The 20,282-nt window shown below is 43.4% G+C and carries 16 protein-coding genes; 6 read left to right on the forward strand and 10 right to left on the reverse strand.

What is annotated here, in order from left to right; translation table 11 throughout:
* The first annotated feature begins 281 nt into the window (after positions 1-281).
* The 3 genes from R7Q39_RS03815 to fabV all read left to right on the forward strand — a co-directional run bounded on the left by R7Q39_RS03815 (position 282) and on the right by fabV (position 4,648).
* Complete coding sequence (locus tag R7Q39_RS03815) at positions 282-917, forward strand: TetR/AcrR family transcriptional regulator (RefSeq protein WP_005378033.1); 636 nt, start codon at positions 282-284, stop codon at positions 915-917.
* Between the two features lie 71 nt (positions 918-988).
* Positions 989-3,271: an acyl-CoA dehydrogenase gene (locus R7Q39_RS03820; protein WP_005378031.1), complete on the forward strand. Its 2,283-nt coding sequence runs from the start codon at positions 989-991 to the stop codon at positions 3,269-3,271.
* Between the two features lie 174 nt (positions 3,272-3,445).
* A complete protein-coding gene (fabV, locus tag R7Q39_RS03825) occupies positions 3,446-4,648 on the forward strand; it encodes an enoyl-ACP reductase FabV (protein WP_005388648.1) in 1,203 nt (400 codons plus the stop codon).
* 78 nt (positions 4,649-4,726) lie between these two features.
* Here fabV and R7Q39_RS03830 read toward each other — a convergent pair whose 3' ends face one another.
* The gene (locus tag R7Q39_RS03830; protein WP_005378028.1) at positions 4,727-6,409 is read right to left on the reverse strand and encodes an aspartate:alanine antiporter; all 1,683 of its coding nucleotides are present in this window, start codon (positions 6,407-6,409) and stop codon (positions 4,727-4,729) included.
* Positions 6,410-6,584: 175 nt separating this feature from the next.
* Positions 6,585-6,851, reverse strand: coding sequence for a GrxA family glutaredoxin (locus R7Q39_RS03835; RefSeq protein ID WP_005378026.1), 267 nt, complete (start codon positions 6,849-6,851; stop codon positions 6,585-6,587).
* A 377-nt stretch (positions 6,852-7,228) separates the two neighbouring features.
* On the opposite strand from R7Q39_RS03835, the gene R7Q39_RS03840 reads away from it, so the two are divergent.
* Positions 7,229-8,473 (forward strand): iron-containing alcohol dehydrogenase, encoded by a 1,245-nt coding sequence (locus tag R7Q39_RS03840; protein WP_318075788.1) that lies wholly within the window; start codon positions 7,229-7,231, stop codon positions 8,471-8,473.
* Between the two features lie 76 nt (positions 8,474-8,549).
* On the opposite strand, the gene R7Q39_RS03845 is transcribed toward R7Q39_RS03840, so the two are convergent.
* From R7Q39_RS03845 to R7Q39_RS03865, 5 genes are all read right to left on the reverse strand, one after another.
* Positions 8,550-9,404, reverse strand: coding sequence for a MurR/RpiR family transcriptional regulator (locus R7Q39_RS03845; protein ID WP_005378021.1), 855 nt, complete (start codon positions 9,402-9,404; stop codon positions 8,550-8,552).
* A 311-nt stretch (positions 9,405-9,715) separates the two neighbouring features.
* A complete protein-coding gene (panP, locus tag R7Q39_RS03850; protein WP_151514695.1) occupies positions 9,716-11,362 on the reverse strand; it encodes a pyridoxal-dependent aspartate 1-decarboxylase PanP in 1,647 nt (548 codons plus the stop codon).
* A 211-nt stretch (positions 11,363-11,573) separates the two neighbouring features.
* Positions 11,574-12,086, reverse strand: coding sequence for a hypothetical protein (locus R7Q39_RS03855; protein ID WP_017634875.1), 513 nt, complete (start codon positions 12,084-12,086; stop codon positions 11,574-11,576).
* Positions 12,087-12,294: 208 nt separating this feature from the next.
* The gene (locus tag R7Q39_RS03860; protein WP_005378011.1) at positions 12,295-13,200 is read right to left on the reverse strand and encodes a lysine exporter LysO family protein; all 906 of its coding nucleotides are present in this window, start codon (positions 13,198-13,200) and stop codon (positions 12,295-12,297) included.
* A gap of 146 nt (positions 13,201-13,346) precedes the next feature.
* Positions 13,347-14,267 (reverse strand): HDOD domain-containing protein, encoded by a 921-nt coding sequence (locus R7Q39_RS03865; RefSeq protein WP_318075789.1) that lies wholly within the window; start codon positions 14,265-14,267, stop codon positions 13,347-13,349.
* Positions 14,268-14,637: 370 nt separating this feature from the next.
* Here R7Q39_RS03865 and R7Q39_RS03870 point away from each other — a divergent pair, with 370 nt between their 5' ends.
* Positions 14,638-15,225 carry a TfoX/Sxy family DNA transformation protein gene (locus R7Q39_RS03870; protein WP_005378007.1) on the forward strand — a complete coding sequence of 196 codons (588 nt, stop codon included), beginning with the start codon at positions 14,638-14,640 and terminating at the stop codon, positions 15,223-15,225.
* Positions 15,226-15,418: 193 nt separating this feature from the next.
* On the opposite strand, the gene R7Q39_RS03875 is transcribed toward R7Q39_RS03870, so the two are convergent.
* The 3 genes from R7Q39_RS03875 to R7Q39_RS03885 all read right to left on the reverse strand — a co-directional run bounded on the left by R7Q39_RS03875 (position 15,419) and on the right by R7Q39_RS03885 (position 18,693).
* Positions 15,419-15,967: a hypothetical protein gene (locus R7Q39_RS03875; RefSeq protein WP_005378006.1), complete on the reverse strand. Its 549-nt coding sequence runs from the start codon at positions 15,965-15,967 to the stop codon at positions 15,419-15,421.
* 291 nt (positions 15,968-16,258) lie between these two features.
* Positions 16,259-16,756 (reverse strand): response regulator, encoded by a 498-nt coding sequence (locus R7Q39_RS03880; protein ID WP_005378005.1) that lies wholly within the window; start codon positions 16,754-16,756, stop codon positions 16,259-16,261.
* Entirely contained in the window at positions 16,753-18,693 is a 1,941-nt protein-coding gene (locus tag R7Q39_RS03885; RefSeq protein WP_053349539.1) for an ATP-binding protein, read from the reverse strand. The genes R7Q39_RS03880 and R7Q39_RS03885 overlap by 4 nt, the downstream gene beginning before the upstream one ends.
* 186 nt (positions 18,694-18,879) lie before the next feature.
* On the opposite strand from R7Q39_RS03885, the gene R7Q39_RS03890 reads away from it, so the two are divergent.
* The gene (locus R7Q39_RS03890; protein ID WP_005378002.1) at positions 18,880-20,148 is read left to right on the forward strand and encodes a DUF945 family protein; all 1,269 of its coding nucleotides are present in this window, start codon (positions 18,880-18,882) and stop codon (positions 20,146-20,148) included.
* The last annotated feature ends 134 nt before the right edge of the window (positions 20,149-20,282 follow it).

Consider the following 20,282-nt stretch of genomic DNA (forward strand, 5'->3'; position numbering starts at 1 on the left):
TTCTCATTTTATCTCCCCTAGAACCGAAGATGTATTTCATACTCTCGTCGCTCACTCCAAGCCGCCAAGGCTATTGTTAGCATTTCAATTGCGATGGACTGAGAAGTTTGATCGTTTTCTTCTGACAAGCTTCACTGGAGTATTCGATTGAATTTCAAAAGATTAGATCACACCTTTTACTGTCTGGTCAGACCAATTGGTTAAAGTGTGATGTTAATCATTTGTTAATCTTAAGTTTCGGGAGTATATTTTCAAACAGTTGTTTAATACGAGTGATTAAAATGGCCCCGAGAACATCAACAAAAGAAAAAATACTCGATGTCGCAGAAGGACTCTTTGCTGAACATGGCTTTAATGATACTTCGCTAAGAACGATAACAGGTAAAGCTAACGTTAACTTAGCATCGGTAAACTATCACTTTGGCGATAAAAAAACGCTGGTTAGAGCGGTTTTAGATAGGTATTTAGAAGCACTAATGCCGAGCATTAAGACTTCATTAATTGAGCTAAACACGCGCGATAGCTACAACATGGACGATGTCTTTGAGTCATTGCGATTACCTTTACGTACATTAAATGATGTACGCCCAAATGGTACTGCGCTATTTATGTTGTTAATTGGCCGCGGTTATACAGACGTTCAAGGTCATCTGCGCTGGTTCATTACCACCAGATACGAAGAGGTACTGAACCTTTTCACTTTCTCGATAATGAAGGCGAACCCGGAACTATGTGAAGAACAGTTGTTTTGGCGACTGCACTTCACGTTAGGAACCTGTGTATTTACGATGGCTTCAAGCCAAGCTCTTTCGGAGCTGGCAGAAAGTAAGTTTGAAAAGGAAGTCGATGTGAAATCTGTCGTCGATTTACTGATTCCATATTTGTCAGCAGGAATGTCAGCAAAGCAGTTGGCATAAGACAAATAAGAAAGTTAAACCAATAATAAGATTATACCCCGAGCGGTTACGTGAACAAAAGGATCTGAACTATGAGCTCTCTACGAAGAAAATGGATTAGTGACCCGGCTTTTAAAGTGTTCAAAAAAGTATTGCCACCTCTGTCTAGCACCGAGAAAGAGGCGATGGAAGCGGGTAGTGTATGGTGGGATGCCGAACTATTCTCAGGCAAGCCAAACTTCACAACATTGCATCATTATCCAACGCCTACACTGACGGCAGAAGAGCAGTCATTTATGGATAATGAGCTTGAAACCCTGCTAGAAATGCTTGATGACCAGAAGATTGTCAAAGAAGACAGGGATTTACCGCCTGAAGTATGGGAGTACCTACGTAAAGAGCGATTTTTCTCTTTGATCATCTCGAAAGCATATGGTGGTCGTGAATTTTCCGCTTTGGCGAACTCAACCATTGTTTCTCGTATTGCGACTCGAAGTATCAGTACCGCGGTATCGGTAATGGTACCGAACTCTCTTGGCCCTGGTGAGCTGCTATCGCACTATGGTACGCAAGAGCAAAAAGATTACTGGTTGCCTCGTTTAGCTGATGGTACAGACATCCCTTGTTTCGCCCTAACTGGCCCTGAAGCGGGTTCTGATGCAGGTGGCATACCTGATCAAGGCGTGGTTTGTTACGGCACCCATGAAGGCAAAGAAGTGCTTGGCGTGCGAGTTAGTTGGAATAAACGCTACATCACGCTTGCGCCAGTTGCGACAGTGCTCGGGTTAGCATTTAAACTGCAGGATCCTGAAGGGCTACTTGGAGACAAGAAAGAGGTTGGCATTACATGTGCGTTGATTCCCGCTGACCATGAAGGTGTCGAGATAGGCGAGCGCCATGATCCTCTGGGGTCTGCGTTCATGAATGGCCCAACTCGTGGTGAAGATGTCTTCATCCCTATGGACTGGTTGATCGGTGGCGCTGATTACGCAGGTAAAGGTTGGCGTATGCTGGTTGAGTGTCTTTCTGCTGGTCGTGGTATCTCTCTTCCAGCGCTTGGCACAGCGATTGGTCACCTTACTACACGTACAACAGGTGCTTATGCTTACGTGCGTAAACAGTTTGGAATGTCGATCGGTAAGTTTGAAGGTGTTGCAGAAGCAATGGGGCGCATTGGTGGTCTTACTTACCTACTAGAAGCGACGCGTACGCTAACGACGACTTCTCTCGATATGAAAGAAAAACCTGGGATTGTAACCGCGATTGCCAAGTACCACATGACGGAAATCGCGCGTACCATTCTAAATGATTCGTTTGATATCCATGCGGGTCGTGCGATTCAAGATGGTCCAATGAACTATCTTGCTAAACATTACCTTGGTATCCCGGTTGCTATCACTGTTGAAGGCGCGAATATTCTGACTCGTAACCTGATGATTTTTGGTCAAGGTGCGACTCGATGTCACCCATATGTTCTAAAAGAAATGGAAGCTGCGGCGAATCCAGATTCTGAACAAGGTGCGAAAGAATTTGACAACTTACTCTTTAAACACATCAAGCACGCTCTCGGTAATACATTCGGTGCATTTGGTGCAGCACTAACTGGTTCTCGATTTGTTAACGCGCACATGAGTGGCCCAACCCAGCAATACTACAAAGACATTACTCGTCTCAGTCGTGCACTTGCAGTAAGTGCAGACTTTGCGATGTTAACCTTAGGTGGAGACTTGAAGCGTAAAGAAATGATCTCCGCACGTTTGGGTGATGGATTAAGCTATCTATATATGGCATCTGCTGCCTTGAAAAAGTATGAAGATGAAGGCCGTCAACAAGGCGATCTAGACTTCGTTCATTACGCTGTTCAACACTGTTTGTATAACGCTTCTAAGTCATTAAATGAGGCTTACACCAACTTCCCTGTGAAATACGTTGGCGGTGTGCTTAAGGGGCTATTGTTCCCGCTTGGTAATCATTTCAATAAGCCAAGTGATGAGCTGTGTGTGAATTTGGCTGAAGCGATGATGACGCCAGGTGCGCAACGTGATCGACTTACGCATCTTTGTTACATCGGAAAATCAGAGAATGACAGCGTAGGCTTAATGGAGAATGCATTCCTTGCAATGTACGACATTAAACCTTTGGAGCGTAAACTTATGAAGGCTGCGAAGGATGGTAAAGTGGCTCGTAAAGGTCTGCTGCATGACCGTTTGCAGCAAGCATTTGAAGCAGGCGTGTTAACTGAGCAAGAAATTGATCAAATCATGGCTGCAGATAAATTGCGCTACAAGGCGATTCAAGTTGACCACTTTAGTCATGACTTTTCTGAAGTGCGAACTCATAGCCCAAAAAAGTCGCAGTTGAATCCGGCGGCATAATAGACAACTAATGTTAAGAAAAGCACCTCAATGAGGTGCTTTTTTGTATTCTTGGGGAGTGGATGATGGGATAGTGCTCCAACCACTTGCCTTTTAAGAGCATTTTTACAGAAATTAGATGCGAAATCCCAACGAAACTTTTATCCTAACAAGGTTTTTTAAAGGAAGTTGAATATGATCATCAAACCTAGAATTCGTGGATTTATCTGTACTACAACGCACCCTGTTGGTTGTGAAGCTAACGTAAAAGAACAAATTGCGTACACCAAAGCGCAAGGTCCAATCAAAAACGCACCTAAGCGTGTTCTTGTTGTTGGTGCATCAAGTGGCTACGGTCTATCTTCTCGTATCGCTGCGGCATTTGGTGGCGGTGCATCAACTATCGGTGTTTTCTTCGAAAAAGAAGGTACTGAGAAGAAACCAGGTACAGCAGGTTTTTACAATGCCGCTGCTTTTGAAAAGCTAGCGCGTGAAGAAGGTCTGTACGCAAAAAGCTTAAACGGCGACGCTTTCTCAAATGAAGCGAAACAGAAAACTATCGAGCTGATCAAAGAAGACTTAGGTCAAATCGATATGGTGGTTTACTCACTGGCATCTCCAGTACGTAAAATGCCAGAAACTGGTGAATTAGTTCGTTCATCTCTTAAACCTATCGGTGAAACTTACACATCAACGGCTGTTGATACCAACAAAGATGTGATCATCGAAGCTAGCGTTGAGCCTGCAACAGAAGAAGAAATCAAAGACACTGTCACTGTAATGGGCGGTGAAGATTGGGAACTTTGGATCAATGCGTTGTCTGATGCTGGTGTTCTTGCTGAAGGTTGTAAGACCGTCGCGTACAGCTACATTGGTACTGAGCTAACTTGGCCAATTTATTGGGATGGTGCACTAGGTAAAGCAAAAATGGACCTAGACCGTGCAGCGAAAGCGCTAAACGACAAGTTAGCAGCAACAGGCGGCAGTGCCAATGTTGCGGTACTTAAATCTGTTGTAACTCAGGCGAGTTCTGCAATTCCTGTTATGCCACTGTATATCGCAATGGTATTCAAGAAAATGCGCGAAGAAGGTGTACACGAAGGCTGTATGGAACAAATCTACCGTATGTTCAGCCAACGTCTATACAAAGAAGACGGTAGCGCGGCAGAAGTTGATGAGATGAACCGCCTACGTCTGGATGACTGGGAACTTCGTGACGACATTCAGCAGCACTGTCGTGAGCTATGGCCTCAAATTACGACTGAGAACCTAAAAGAGCTGACTGACTACGTTGAGTACAAAGAAGAGTTCTTGAAACTATTTGGTTTCGGCGTTGAAGGCGTAGATTACGAAGCGGATGTGAATCCAGCAGTTGAAGCAGACTTCATTCAAATCTAATCGAATCACAGACTAGATAACCAATAAACAAAAGGCGCTCATTGAGCGCCTTTTTGTATTTCATAGTCAAAGTGAGTATTAACTTAGTATTATCAGAATCGTACCAGCTAGCGTCATTAAAATATTCGCAATCGCATAGGTACCCGCATAACCAAGGGCTGGGATGGTGGACTTAGCGTAGTCGTTAACGACATCCATAGCTGGAGCGCAAGTACGGGCGCCAATAATGGCACCGAAGAGCAGGGCACGGTTCATCTTGAGTACGTGTGCGCCAACTAAGTAAGCCAGAACCACAGGCACAACACTGACAATAAATGCCAAACCAATGACTTTTGGTCCTACTTGCGTTAGGTGCTCGAACATCTTTCCACCTGCACTTAGACCAATTCCCACCATAAAGAACATTAACCCTAGATCTTTGACCATATTCAGCGCCCCTTGTGGGACATAACCGAAAGTAGGGTGATTTGCTCGTAAGAAACCAAGCGTAATACCGGACAACAGAAGACCCACCGCATTACCCAAACTGAAAGACACCTGACCGAACGTCATTGTGATGAGGCCAAACAGAATACCCAAAATAAAGAAGCTACAAAAAGCGAGCAAATCGGCCATTTGACTGTGGATCGAGATGAAACCGATTTTTTCCGCCAGTCCATGTACTCGGCTTTTCTCGCCGCTCACTTGAAGGACGTCCCCTTTAGCGAGCACAATGTCTAAGTCCATAGGCATTTCAATCTGAGCGCGAACTACGCGGTTTAAGAAACAGCCAAACTCAGACAAATTCAAATCCGATAAACGCTTACCAGCGATAGCGTCACTTTTTACGACGATTTCTTCTTCAACGATGCGCAAATCAAGCAAGTTACGGTCGAATACTTCTTTACCATTACGGAAGCTAGGGTCTAAGCGAGCATGGCTGTCAGGGAAGCCAACCAGTGCAATTTCATCTCCCTCTTGCAAGATAGCATCACCATCTGGGTGGGCGAGAATACCATTGCGACGGATTCGTTCAATGTAACAGCCAGTTTGACGATAAATACCCAGTTCTCGCAAGTTTTTACCATCAGTCCAGTCAATTAGCTCTGGGCCCACTCGGTAAGCTCGAATAATGGGTAAATACACTTTTCTCTGGCTTGAATTTCCAAGGCCACGCTCTTGTGCGATTTGCTGCGCGGAATCAGAAAGGTTTTGTTTTTGCAGTTTTGGCAACAATTTAGCAAACATGATCATGCTAATTAAGCCGACCAGATAAGCCATCGCGTAGCCTACGGATAGATTTTCTAATACCAGAGAAAATTCCATATTCCGCGGTATAGTCGCAAGGCCAGAGTTAAGAGCATCTTGTGCACCAACCAGTACTGGCGTTGCGGTCAATGCGCCTGCCATCATACCGGCGGATAAGCCAAAATCGAGGCCGAAATAGTGACTCAAGCCATACGTTAAGCTGACCGCAGACACGAGAACAGTCATGCTTAAAATAAAATAATGCTTACCATCTCTGAAGAATATACCAAAAAAGTTTGGTCCAGCTTCAATGCCAACGCAGTAGATAAACAGCATAAAGCCAATGGTTAAAGCTTCTGCATTAAATGAGAAACCAAGGTGGCCCATTACCAAAGAGGTAATAAGAACGCCAATAGAGTTGCCTAATTGTAATTTGCCAAATCGAATTTTTCCGATGGCAAGGCCAATGGCTAATACGACGAAGATTAGAAGGATAGGGTTTTGCTCGAGAAGGTATACGACGTCTATGTTCACTGTGTGGCTCGGTAGAGTGTGTGCCAAAAAAGATTAAGAACTGTGAATTGTAACTAAATATAGCAAAAAGATAAGTGAATTTTTTTAGGTTTTACCATTAGTTGACTTAACGTAATAACCAGCTGAAAAATAATAAAAAAGCCGCATGAAGCGGCTTTTTTGAAAACAGTCTTTATTACTCGTCAAATAGACCTAGGTGCTCTTTCGCGTATGCTTCGAATTCGTCGCAGCCACCGATGTGCTCTTGGTCGATAAAGATCTGAGGAACGGTTTCAACTGGTTTACCAACTGTTTTCTCAAGATCTGCTTTAGAAATACCTTCAGCGTGAATATCAACGTAACGGTAGTTGAAGTCATCACGTTTTGCTTTTAGCGTTTCTGCGTGCTCTTTTGCACGAACACAGAAAGGACATGCAGGGCGACCAAAGATAACAACGAACATAATCTTATTTCTCCTAAATCTATTCTTTTTTGAAAGCGTACAAAACATAGCGGCTGAGTGCGCTTTCTTTTGTTGGAGTAACTATGCCCGATCCAGATACGGAAATAAAGCGGCAATTACCTCTTGGTTCTATAGGTGAAATCTATCGAATAAAAACTAAACGCGTGTTCTTATTTTACGGCTCTGAAGTATGTGAAGTGACGCATAAAAAACATACATTCTAAAGGGTTAATGATGGCAAGGTGGAATTGGTCAATTTTTTTTGTTTAAAAAAATAGCAATCTATTTTGGCTATACGCAAATAACTTCAACTCTAACATAAGTGTTAAATCAGAGGGCGAGAGGTTATTTGGGTATATTCTTTTGGGAGGGTGTGTATGTTTCAGTTTATGACTGCAACAAGGATTATATTTGGTGAAGGTGCACTTCAATTTTCATTATCCGTTATTAACCAATTTGGCTACAGTGTTTTGCTGGTTACTGGGCAGGATACCCAACGAGCCGCCCCCATTATCCAATATCTTAAAGCTCAAAATATGCGTTACCAGCACGTAGCTATCGTTGGAGAACCATACATCACGATGGTAGAAGAGACCGCAGTGCTCGGTAGAAAATTCCAACCTGATATGGTGGTTGCGATAGGTGGTGGCAGCGTCATCGATATGGGCAAAGCCTTAGCTGCTATTATTCCCAATCAAGGCAATGTTTACGATTACGTAGAAGTGGTAGGAAGAAGCGTCCCTTTAAAAGCAAAGCCTCTTCATTTTATTGCAATTCCTACGACAGCAAGCACCGGTTCAGAAGTGACCAGAAATGCTGTGCTGAAATCTGGACAAGATAAAGTGAAAGTGAGTCTTCGAAGCCCTGATATGCTCGCAGACGTTGCCATTGTAGACCCGACACTTACTTACGGGACCGACCAATACACATCTGGACGTGGCGCAATGGATGCGTTCACTCATTTAATGGAAGCGTATGTGTGTGGTGAGCCAAACCCTCTTACTGATATGGTCTGCGAAGAGGGGCTACGCCGTTTAAGCCGTTCAGTGATTGCCGCTTGTAAGCAAGATAATCATAAGGCGCGCTCTGATTTATCGTTCGCTGCATTGCTTGGTGGTATGGCGATTACTAATGCCAAATTAGGTGCCGCTCATGGGTTAGCATCGGCGTTAGGAGGCAAGTTAGACGCCCCCCATAGCGTTATTACGGCTCGCCTAGCTCCGCACGTGATGCAGGAGAACATTAACGCCGCTAAACTCGCGGGTAGGAATGATGTGATAAGTCGTTATCGCAAGCTGGCCCAATTAGTCACCGAGCGAGTAAACGCTAACGAACACGATGGAATTCTTTGGGTCAATATGGTGCTAGATAAGTTAGCGTTACCGCTACTGGCTCAATTTGGAGTATGCGAAACCTCTTTTGAGCAAGTGGCGAACGATGCGCTTAAGTCAATGGCAATCAAAGGGAATCCTTTACCTCTTAATCAGGAACGTTTGATTTACATATTGCAGCAAGTCTGTGATTGTTGCGGAGAGTGTGTAGCAGAGAGTGCACAACATGTCAGTTCTGTTGAAGTACTGGAATCAAGAACGGACTTATCGAGTGTCAACGACTTAGGGTGATTGCTCCCTTAGCAGCATTAAAACAAAAGGGGAGCCTTGAGTTCCCCTAGATAAAGTATTGACTAAGCTTTAGTGCTTAGTACTGGCTTAGTTTGTCATAGCGACTGTCTTTCAACGCATCTTTTACGCGTTTTAGGTTCTCACGGAAACCTGTACCACGGCGAAGAGTGAAGCCAGTTGCTAGCACATCAATCACTGTCATTTGTACAACTCGGCTTGCCATTGGCATGTAAACGTCGGTATCTTCTGGAATATCGAGCGTGATGGCCAGCGAGCTTGCCTTTTCTAGAGGAGAATCCTTCGCTGTAATCGCAATAACCGTTGCGCCATTTTCACGAGCAAGGTTCGCTATTTCTACCTGACTCTTTGTTCGACCGGTATGAGAAATAAGAACCACAACATCATTATCACTGCAGTTGATACAACTCATGCGCTGCATAACAATATCTTCAAAACAAGTAATTGGAATATTAAAGCGAATAAACTTGTTTTGTGCGTCTCGGGCAACAGAAGATGATGCACCAAGGCCAAAGAATGAAATGCGCTTCGCTTGCGTTAGTAAATCGACCGCACGGTTCACTTGCATTGGATCTAGGCTATTTTTCGCGACATCTAAACACGCCATCGTCGATTCGAAAATCTTATGGGTGTACGCGTCTGGGCCATCGTCTTCTTCCACATTACGGTTAACGTAAGGGGTGCCGTTGGCTAGGCTCTGTGCCAAGTGAAGCTTAAAATCTGGAAAGCCCTTGGTGTCCAGACGACGACAGAAGCGGTTTACAGTGGGCTCACTAACGTCGGCCATTTTAGCCAGCGTTGCAATGCTTGAATGAATTGCAGTTTGTGGAGACGCCATAATTACTTCCGCAACTTTGCGCTCTGACTTACTGAAATTCTCCAGGTTTTTTTGAATTTTTTCTAATGTATTCATAGTGTTCACGAGGGTATAGAGAACAACTCGCTGGCTCTGCTAACGAAAGGAAACACGAAGATTCCGGAGTAGAGTGGGGCGTTAACGAAAACAACCAGCGCCATAGAATCAGTATAAACCTGATCTTCAATCAGTCTAAACCAATAACGGGTACTATTTAGTGAGAATTTGACAGGCCTCAAACAAAATGTTGTAAAAACTACAGAATTGGATGTGTAAACGAAGTTTTGTTGCGCTAGTCGCACGATAATGATGTTTGAGTTACATCAAAACGAAAAAAAATTTCAAATTGATGTAACTCGATCTGGCTGTTAAGACGATTGAATATCAACAACCAGCTGTTGAATTCTTTTCATCAAATTCGGTGCTTGCTTGGCGATTTCGCGTTGTTCATCAAGCACTGAGCTCAAAATTTCTTTTGTGGTCAGTGGATTTGCCAAAACCACTCGAAACACTATCGTATTCATGCGCTGCCATTGGTCTGGGTTCAGTCTTGTACGTGAAACGAACGATTTGCCCGTTTCGCGCTGACGCTTTTGAATAAACTGTGTTAACTCATTGATCAGCTCATTCAGTTGTTCTTTTTGTGAGCCTTCTGCTTGTGCTAATACTTCACGGATGAATGGCGGCAAATAACGGTATGTGAGCAGACAAAGCTCTGGTTCAGAAACTAACTCGAAATCATCTTGCTGTTTGATTAAATCCGCAAAGTATCGAGCTTTTTCAATGCTTTGGTCAATCAGAAGCTCGTAACCTGGGCGACTTATGATGTGCATTGCGGCGTAGACCAACATCGCCATGCCCGAACGTGAGCCTTCTAGTGTATGGCTGCCTAGGTCTTTTGAACCTTTGCGCAATATATATTGAGCGTGATGCTCTATGGATTTCATTGCGTCAGGGTCTTTGAACAGAACCATACCAGCGCCCATCGGGATGTAGAGCTGCTTGTGCGCATCAATAGTTACTGAGTCTGCCATTTCCACACCTTTAAGAAGGTGACGGTGATGGTTAGACATAAGTGTTGCGCCACCCCATGCGGCATCCACATGGAAGTGACAGCTGTGAGCTTGGCAGACTTCAGCGATTTCAGGCAATGGATCAACATTACCTGTCTCTGTTGTGCCAGCCACACCAATAACAGCAATAGGTTTGATGTTTTGTTTTTCGAGCTCAACAATTTTCGCTTTAAGGTCGTCGACAATAATACGGTTGTTGGCATCGGTTTTAACCGCAACCAAGCCCTCTTGGCCTAGCCCTAATACATCGGCTGCTTTCTTAAGGGAGTAGTGACCACGCTCAGACACTAGCACCGCTAAGCCATCATAGCCATAGTGCTTCATGGCTTTAAAAAGGCCTTCCTTCTCAACGCCTTTAAATGAGCCATTGGCTCTTAACGCTTTGTTACGTGCTACCCAAAGCGCAGTGATATTGGCAATGGTGCCGCCGGAACAAAATGCGCCTAATGAGTGGTTTGCACTGTGCATCCACTGATTGTAAAAAGTATCATTCTGACCATATATCAAGCGATGCAGCATACCCAAAACTTGACGCTCAAGTGGCGTAAAGGCTTTGGAAGTCTCTATTTTTACCAGGTTTTGGTTTAAGGCGATCATGATCTTTGACAGTGGCATCAAGAAATAAGGCAGTGCCGATGTCATATGACCAATGAAGCTTGGTGAAGATGTGTGAACTGAGTGCGACACCAAAGTGTCGAGTAAGTGCTCTGTATGATCTGACACGAACTCTGGCTGCTCAGGAATCTGAGCAGAAGAAAAGTCTTTTTCGATTTCGCGTAAAGGCTTTTCTTCTGCCACGATGTGTTCACGAAGAAATTGATTTAGATTTCGCGAGAGGCTCTCGTCAATTTTAGTTAACGTTGAGTCCGGACCTTCTGGGACAGTGAAGATCTTTAGCAAGCTCTCAAAGCTAACATCAGCGGTTTTTTGTTCCTTAACCATAGCAAAGAATCTTTGTAGTTATTTTGGTAATGCGAGCGGCACAATCTAAACTAAAACGGGCGCAAAGTCCCGTTTTAATTGTTGAAACCCAAGTTGTAGAAATGAAAATTTTAGGTGAAGGTTACGATATTCACATTAAAAAATTCTAGATTGAGTACGTTAAAACACTCTGATGTTATCGAATGCTAATCAACGACTAATGCGAGCAATCTTAGTCACATTTCTGCTTTTCAATCTTTTCTATTGACTGATTGTACTTATTAAGTGCGGTATCAATTTGTTGGGGATGACTAAGCAGATCAGCGAATGCTGAACGAAGCTCGTAGTTTTTTGGATGGTTAGTTGATTGACGGTCGCTAAATGTCTGTTTTGCAACTTCACCTAACTTATCGCTTCGGGTCGCTAACTGCTTAACGTCATGTTGCTCTAGTTTTAACCATGCTTCGATTGGCTGTTCCGTCGCAACGCGGCTAGGGTCGTTCTCTAGAAAGTAGTGAACCGCTTCGCGGTTTAATTCAAAGTGATGTTTACGTCCATCCAAGAACCATTGGCTAACTTCTTTCAGATCTGGATATTGGGTAACCGTCAAATCAACAAGATCTTGATACCACTGTAGTGAGGCATCGACGTAGCCATCGTATTTGCTAGCAAGACATTGTTGATCTGCGGCAAGTGTAAAAGTTGAGCTTGTAGCGAGGAGCGCTGCAACGACAAAGCGTTTCATTCTTCTTCCTTCTGGTTGTTATCCCTTTATTAACGCAATGCGCATCATTTGATGTTTCTCCCTTCTTTCTATTTGGTCGTGACAAATCGTTGGGCTGAATGACGAAAAGAAAGAGGGGTCTTGCCAAAAAATATTGACCACTTTGACGTTAACTGGGTATTTAAATTTTTGCCGTATTGTAATGGATGTTAAAGCGAAAACCTGAGATCTAGCTAGCAAGTGATACAAAGAAAAGCATCATAACTGGTACCAATAAACTCAAAATAAAGCCGCTAACGATAGCAACAGGAACACAACGCACACCACCGGTGGTTTGAATAACGGGTAGGGTGAAGTCCATTGCTGTTGCACCGGCATAACCGATTGCGGTGCACGGATAGCTACGAATAAAGAGAGGAATGGCAACCAGTGCGACTAGCTCTCTCATCAATTCAATCAAGAACGACGCGCCACCAAATACCGGACCAAAAGCGTCACCCATTAAAATACCTGCGAGTGAATACCAGCCAAAACCTGAAGCCATTGCGAGTGCTTGATAAAGAGGAAGATCCAAAAGCACCGCTGCAAGAACGCCACCAAGCATACATGTTGCGATGACAACAGCCGCAATGGCCATTCCTTGTTTATTTAATAGGATTTGACGCAGAGTAAGTCCACTATTGCGCAGCTGAATACCAATAAAAAATAGAAGTAGAAAGAGTATCCATTCGCTTGCTGTATCTACCCAACTTAAATCAATGGGTAACAGCAGGCCAACCACTAACCCGCCGCCAACGACCACGATAAGCTTAACAGACTCTAAAGCCATCGAAGATAACGGTAACTTCTTTTGATTCTGATTGGTCTGGAGTGGAATAATTTTATCAATAATAGGCAGAGCCAACAGGTTGCAGGCACTTAGACACAAAAAAAACGTACTCGCATAGAGGAGAATACTTTGTAAGTTGCTGCTTAAATTATCGAGCGCCGCTAAGCTAAGACCCATCAACGACAAAATGACGTAAATAAGGTAGGACGTTGACTGATTGATCTTCTCCAATAACGAAGATCGAGATATAGGAATTAGATACCCCACCACAAGCGGAGCGAAAATAAATAGCATCCCTGAGAACATAAAGCTCAATGATTCCTTTTTGAGATAACATCAACACGCATAAATCAAATTATCTATCGGTTGAAATTAGAGACATTTCACCACACACAGCCCAGCCTTGAGCGAATCGTTTTATCACGGATAAGGTATTATCAGAAAACGATAAATTACAAACCGCTAGCATTCAGTACAGCACGGATTTGATCATTGAAGTCAGTATCACTCATGTTACTAAGTTCATACAAGACTTCTGCACCAGTTAAGTTGAATTCAACTTCATGTTCGTCAAGGCGTTCATCGTGATTGCGGAACATCAATAAATGATGCGCAATTCTAGCGATGTCGAGATAACTCACTTCTGGTCGCGTTAATTCGTATTTTTCGTTTGAGGATACTTCTCTGAAGTCGTTGTCAAACCCCCAACGCTCAAGTACCAGTTTACTTGTGGCAGAACAACGTGTTTGGAAGATCTGCAATGCAATATCTGGGTCTAAGTAATTGCCCCTATCTAAGTACAAGTGGTACTCATTAATTAGGCAAAATAACCCTATATCGGCTAATAGACCGACCAATAACGCCTTTTCTTGCTCTAGATGACCATAAGTGCCTGGCTCGTGGCTACGAAACGATTGAACCAACATCACCATGACGGCACCGAGCTCACGCGATATCGCCGCACTCTTCACCAAGATGGCATTGCATTCTTTAGTGAGATTAACTGAGTGTTTAAGTTGCTCGATCGCTTGTGCGGTAACAATATCACGTACACGAAGTATTCCGAGACGAGATACCGCTGTAGTTAAGTCGTTGCAGGTGATATTTCTGCGATTGAAAATCACAGAGTTAGCGACTCGTAAAACGACCGCTGCTAATCCGGGATCTTCCAATAAACAGTTAGCAACATCGGCAATCGTGGTGTGTTCTTCGACACATAACTGCTGAATTTTAAGCACGACATCAGGAATAGGAGGTAACGAAATCTTACCCGTGGCGATGGACTGTTCTACCAGCTGAGCAAACTCGGATTCCAGTGCGTTTATAAGCTTATCTTTATTATTTGGCAGCCAAAAAAATGATAAATGTTCCATTGTGACGCTGTACTTGAGATCTTTCGTACAGTGTACCCTTACAGCGTATTCTTTATCAATTAAATGCGTATTATGTGCCCGTAATTGCCAGCGAGATCATAATGATGGCGTGTTTTAGGCATGCTATGCGTCAAAAAAATATCACCACACAAACAATAAGTGTGAAACTAATCACGTATGCAGAATTTATACTTTTTTTATATGTGACCTATGTCCTAACTTATTTTTCAACGTTAAGTATGATTAAGCAAGTTGGTGAGCACAACTCACAAAAATATCGCCAACAAATCGACATTTATAATTCGCTATAAGCTGCTGTTTATCTGGTGACATCGCTAATCGGGGTAATTTATTCAGATTAAAGAGGTCAATGGACATGACAGACCAAGCTTTTTTTAAATATGTACGCACCTTCAGTGAGTACCAAAAACGTTCTATGTTCGGTGGTATTGGTTTATTCACCGATGATGCTATGTTTGCGCTTGTCAGCAATGATTGCTGCTACTTACGTGGTGGTAATGGGCTAGATGAAGTGTTTACTCAACTGAGCTGTGAGAAGTATAAGCACGTCAAAAAACAGACGACGGCAACCGTAAATTATTATGATGTAACCGATTTATTCGAATCCGGATATGTAGGGCTTGATGAACTGGTACAGAAATCAATTGAATACTCAATTAAGGAACGGAAATATCAAAAGTCCTCTGCCAGTAGACGCTTAAGAGACTTACCCAACATGCAACTAACCCTTGAACGTATGGTCAAGAAAGCCGGTGTTGATGACGTAGAAACCTTTTTAGAACTTGGACCTGTAAAAGTCTTCAACAAAGTTAAAACAGCTTACGGTAATGATGTTGATGTAAAGCTACTGTGGAAATTTGCTGGTGCAACTGATGGCGTACATTGGAAACTGATCCAAGAGCCGCGTAAAAAACAGTTATTGGCACTGTGTGACTAAGCGAAGCTGATCGCACAATGATTGACTCGTTTCGATGGAGTTAGCGGGTCGTAAAGGCAAGTGTGAAAAGCGGAAAAAGGACGTTGAAGTTTTTTACCACTTCATTGAGTTAGTCATTAAATTAGACAAAAAAACCGAGGCAGAGACCTCGGTTTTTGTTTTTTTAATTTGCTCTTTTCTTACAGCACAAATCTTAAAACTTAAAACGCGTAGTGAACATTACCTGATCACCGTAAAAATCGTTGATACGTGCTTCAGCACCCAAAGAGAAAAGCTCTGTTGAGTGGAATCGAGCGTAGGCAGAGCCAGTCCAATCGTCATCGTTATCGATAGAAACGTAGCCGACTTTGCCGCCTACTTCTAATTGAGGGCCCAACCATTGGCGAACACCTAAGTTCAGCTCCATACCAACATCTGTGCTGCTCTCATTCGAAGGTTGCACAACGCGCATTAGCATTTCACCAGTAAGATCTGCCCAGTTGTTTAGCGGAGAATGGAAGCCAAAGCCTGCAGCTGAGTCAAAATCACTTTCAAACTCAGAGTCAATACGAGCAATAACATGCGCGTTCGGGTGAATTGATTTGCTGAATCCAGCACCAAATGTCACAGGACTTGCGCCAATACGTGCTTCGAAATAGTCGTAGCTAAAGTTGCTCATAGTTGCTGGCGCATTGCGATCGTTTGCAGCTAGGGCATGGCTTGATGCCACTAGTAAGGCAGCGGCTAATAGTGTTTTACGCATAACTAACGATAAACCTTGTTCATTATTTCCATGGATTCAAGCAACCACTTGAACCGTAATCTGATTTGTCCGACATCATAATAAAAAGGAAGGTCCACGACCAACAAAAATGTGTCGATGTTTTGTCAATTAACTTAATAGTTCCTTGGTTTAAGCAAAAACTACGCCATATACGTAGTGTCCGAGAATTTCACTCGGACAAGTAACGATGTTTTTCTAACCTCATTCGACTATGCGAGGTTAGGTGGTGCAATGAGCATCGTTGAGTTCAAGTTAGAACCAAACACTTTATTACTCGCCAAAGCTTGCTCTTCTTTCTGCCATGGCGTTGAGGATTGCCTCAGAATCAAGGATTTGAGTCCAGGATAGCAGGTTATCATCATTCTCAATCACAAACGCGGTAAGCTGAGACACGATTGCTTTTCTCAATGCTTCACCTTTCCAAGGTTTGGCAATGTAATAATCGAGACTCGCGTTATTTACGGCTTCTACGGTGTCTTCCAAACCAGCTTGTCCTGTGAGTAAAACTTTGCGCGCTGCTTTTGTGTCACCATTTTGACTGAGTTCGATTAAGAAGCTGATCCCAGTTTGTTCCGGCATAATGTGGTCACATAAAATGAGCGCAAGCTGAACTTCTTCTTCCGCCATCTCCTCAATCACTTGCCGAGCTTCAGTCACCGATTCCGCTCCTTCGACGACAAAGTTCTCCTCGAAGGGAGCAAGATCTTGGAGCACGCTATCCAAGACTTCTCGTTCGTCATCGACACATAAAATTAGATACTTGGTCATGTTTCATCTCCTTCTTCGATGACTGGTAACCAGACGGTCATTCGTGTGAACTGGCCGATCTCTGATTCGACGTCAATCCACCCTCTGTGTGCTGTTACGATTTGCTGGCAGATGGACAGCCCGATGCCTAAGCCAAAATTACCTTCTTTTTTTGTGGTGAAGTTCAGCTCGAAAATGGCGTCTCTTTGCGATTCAGGAATGCCACATCCATTATCTTCAAAGGAGATAACGGCATAATGTGTGTGCTCTTTTTCTATAAGGCGTGTTTGTATGTTTAACACACCTTTCTCTGGAAATGCGTCAATGGCGTTAGAGACCAAGTTCGTCCACACCTGTTGGAGTGCGATCGGTTGACAAAGGATGGAAGGCAAGTTTGCATAGTCGGTTGAAACTTGGTGCATTTTTAATTTGTTCTCGAAAATCACCAAGGTGTCTTCAATGCCCTCATGAATATCGGCATAGTGCAGGGTCTCATCATCTGACCGAGCATATCCTTTCAGGCTTTTTACCATATCAGCAATTCGTGCTGCACAGACATTAATTGAGCGAAGTGTAGAACCTGCTTTGTGGTATTGCTCTAGTGTATTGAGAGCATGATAAGACGCTTTCTGCTTTCTCGTTAGTTGGGTAAGTAGCTCTTGATCGGACTCTAATCCAAGGCTCACCACTTTTTTTGCCAATGCTCGGTCTGGAAGAGTATGGCTAAGCGCTTTTACGCGTGATCTGAGCTCGGCGGTTGAAGCGGGTTTTGAGGTTTGCGCTTTGCTCAGTAATTCAATGCCTTTGCTTTGTATATCGGAACTGGGCGCATCGTTAAGTAATCGTTCTAGCGTATGCGTTAAATTCTCTACGCCCCTCAATATCGCGGCTACTGGATTGTTTAGTTCGTGTGCCACTCCCGCAACCAATTGGCCAAGCATCGCCATTTTTTCTCTTTCAATGAGCTGCTGGTGGGCTGATTCTAAAGATTCGAGCGTTTTTTGAAGTTGCAGTTTGGTGTTGATGCTTCTTTGCAATCGGCGGTTGAAGTGGCGTAAAAGCAAGTTTGTAAAAAGAGGCAGTAAGTTTGAGTCGCTTTGCATCACTTTATTGAATACGTTGCGATCGAGTTTGATAACTTCTGTTTTGGTTAGTGTTAGAGCTGTCGAGAAAGAACATTCCCCAGTAACAAACGACATGCCTCCGACAATATTCCCTTTGTTATGGCGTACAACCTCTCGCTGCATGCCTTGCTCATCGCGCTTGTACAGAGCCACTTCACCTTCGGTGATAAACCACAAAAAGCAATTTGGCTCGCCTTCCACGGTTAATAAGTGTTCAGGTGAGTATGTACGGCACGCTCTTGTTTCGTCATTATCTTTGAAAAATTGCTGGAGAGCGGAGATCACTTGCTCGGCTAACTCGGCATCAGACATCGAGTGGTAGTCGTGTAAGAACCCGGCTTGATAATGGCTCATCTGGTTATTGATGTGCGCTCGCAACAAGCTGTGATGATCCAATATCTGACTGTAACTTAGCAGGTCTTCTTTGCCATTTCGCAAGATAAATTGGGTCAGCTCTTTTTGCACTGTGTTAAATAAGACGTGATCTGGCAAAGGTTTAGTGAGGCAGTGGTCGAGCCTGCCCTCATTAACGGCAGTGAGAATTGCCTCTATATCAGACGAGCAGCTAATAAGAATTTTTCTTGCTTGCTCGGTATGTGGCATCCGGTCTAAACCAATAAGAAAATCCACGCCGTTAAAATGAGCGTGATGGCTCGCTATAACTAAAGCAACAGTCTGTTCTCTTTCTTCTAGATACTCTAAAGCGCTTTGAGCCTCTTCTATCGATTCGACAGAAAAAATATCAAACTTACTTGAGAAGGCAGACAGCTCCAATCGAAACTGTTCAGCACTGATTGGGTTGTTGTCGAGACACAACACAGCATAACGATTCACAGATGTTTTAGCTCCGGTTAAAACTTCGCCACGCAAACTTTAACAATAAAAGGACATGATGAGTGGGAGCCAAGTATGATTCCTGATTAATGGACTAGAATAAGCATCAATAGTCTGATTTGTCTCAATGTTTTCTCCGCAGGTGGTTTGGGGTAGACTGACCGAAAATATCTAATAAGTGACGTTATGCAAAATCTTAAAAAAATCGGCGCCATTGGTGGTGCTATCTCATTAGCACTGTGTTGGCCATTGGCTGTCGGACAAATTGGTCAGTCCATCATTGAAGATGGTATTACCAATATGAATGATGAAATGATTAAAGGTGAAGTGGTCGAGTATCAGCGTGGCTACTTGTCTTCAGTCGTGCTGACTCGTTATTCAGTTGTTGATCCTGAGCTTAAAACTCAGCTAGAGCGTGATGGTATGCCAACGACGTTTGACGTAACCAGTGATGTTAGCCACGGTCTAACAAGCCTAACAGCAGATTCAAAATTGGTGGACAATGACTTTTTGCCTCTCACGATGCATAGCCAGACTCAACTAAATGGCAATACAGCATTTATCCTCGACCTAGACAGCTGGCATTATCGTAACGAAGCGCAAGGTGTTTCTGTTTCTACAAGCCCTGCAAAAGTAACAGGTGATGTGACGGTATTGGGTGATCTCAATTACCAAGTTTCCGTTCCTTCTGTTCAAGTGGATTTTGAAAACGGTGAAGAGCTTCATCTGAATGCATTGACAGGGCAAGGTAAAGGAAAGCAAGCAAAAGGCTACTGGTTAGGCGAGCAATCTTTCTCTCTAGAGAAGCTGGATGTGGTTGATGCGAACTTGACGCCTGTCTTTTTGATTGAAAATGCGAGCTACCGTGGTAACACTACGATGAGTGAGTCTGGTGATAAGCTGAACAGTCAATTAAACCTAGATGCTAAGAAACTACGTTTAACTGATGGGACGGATGTCGATAACTTTAAGTTGGATTTCTCAATTGCAGATGTGGATAGCCAGTCTTTTGATCAAATTATGTCTATCTATCAAAGCTCTCCTATGCTAGATGAACAGGAAATTGCGAATTTATTGCCGCATGTCGATACGCTGTTTAGCAAAGGTTTTGATTTATCCGTGAACGAGCTTTCACTCGCGTTCGGTGACGGCAAGTTCCACAATGAGTGGCAACTATCCATCCCTGAAGGTACTGAGCATATTTCTCAAGATCCAATGAAGTTGGTGACGGCCACTACTGGTGAACTTAGCACTTACTTCTCTGATGAATTAGTAACGCATTACCCATTTATTCAAGAAGGGATTGATGAGCTCCTTATTATGGAGTTGATCGAAAAAGTAGAGGGCGGTTATCAATTAAAAGCAGAAATTGGTGAAGGCAAATTGAAGTTCGAAAATGGGCATGAGTTCCCATTGGTGGCTCTACTTATGCCTGCTTTGATGCAACAACAGTAATTCGTGTTGTTGCGAATTTGTTCCAATTCAACGCTTAGTCTTTAAAAAGAGGTCGTAAGACCTCTTTTCTTGTTTTTATCACTGCGAAAACGTGATATTAATTTCGTAATATTTACATAGCAGGAGCAATGAGC

This window comes from Vibrio sp. 947 (assembly GCF_033339115.1).
Classification (GTDB): domain Bacteria; phylum Pseudomonadota; class Gammaproteobacteria; order Enterobacterales; family Vibrionaceae; genus Vibrio; species Vibrio alginolyticus.

What these genes read in the sequence shown, in the direction of transcription:
- R7Q39_RS03815 (WP_005378033.1), top strand. Translation starts at nt 282, where the DNA reads ATGGCCCCGAGAACATCAACAAAAGAAAAAATACTCGATGTCGCAGAA.
- R7Q39_RS03820 (WP_005378031.1), top strand. Translation starts at nt 989, where the DNA reads ATGAGCTCTCTACGAAGAAAATGGATTAGTGACCCGGCTTTTAAAGTG.
- fabV (WP_005388648.1), top strand. Translation starts at nt 3,446, where the DNA reads ATGATCATCAAACCTAGAATTCGTGGATTTATCTGTACTACAACGCAC.
- R7Q39_RS03835 (WP_005378026.1), bottom strand. Translation starts at nt 6,851, where the DNA reads ATGTTCGTTGTTATCTTTGGTCGCCCTGCATGTCCTTTCTGTGTTCGT.
- R7Q39_RS03840 (WP_318075788.1), top strand. Translation starts at nt 7,229, where the DNA reads ATGTTTCAGTTTATGACTGCAACAAGGATTATATTTGGTGAAGGTGCA.
- R7Q39_RS03845 (WP_005378021.1), bottom strand. Translation starts at nt 9,404, where the DNA reads ATGAATACATTAGAAAAAATTCAAAAAAACCTGGAGAATTTCAGTAAG.
- panP (WP_151514695.1), bottom strand. Translation starts at nt 11,362, where the DNA reads ATGGTTAAGGAACAAAAAACCGCTGATGTTAGCTTTGAGAGCTTGCTA.
- R7Q39_RS03855 (WP_017634875.1), bottom strand. Translation starts at nt 12,086, where the DNA reads ATGAAACGCTTTGTCGTTGCAGCGCTCCTCGCTACAAGCTCAACTTTT.
- R7Q39_RS03860 (WP_005378011.1), bottom strand. Translation starts at nt 13,200, where the DNA reads ATGTTCTCAGGGATGCTATTTATTTTCGCTCCGCTTGTGGTGGGGTAT.
- R7Q39_RS03865 (WP_318075789.1), bottom strand. Translation starts at nt 14,267, where the DNA reads ATGGAACATTTATCATTTTTTTGGCTGCCAAATAATAAAGATAAGCTT.
- R7Q39_RS03870 (WP_005378007.1), top strand. Translation starts at nt 14,638, where the DNA reads ATGGACATGACAGACCAAGCTTTTTTTAAATATGTACGCACCTTCAGT.
- R7Q39_RS03875 (WP_005378006.1), bottom strand. Translation starts at nt 15,967, where the DNA reads ATGCGTAAAACACTATTAGCCGCTGCCTTACTAGTGGCATCAAGCCAT.
- R7Q39_RS03880 (WP_005378005.1), bottom strand. Translation starts at nt 16,756, where the DNA reads ATGACCAAGTATCTAATTTTATGTGTCGATGACGAACGAGAAGTCTTG.
- R7Q39_RS03890 (WP_005378002.1), top strand. Translation starts at nt 18,880, where the DNA reads ATGCAAAATCTTAAAAAAATCGGCGCCATTGGTGGTGCTATCTCATTA.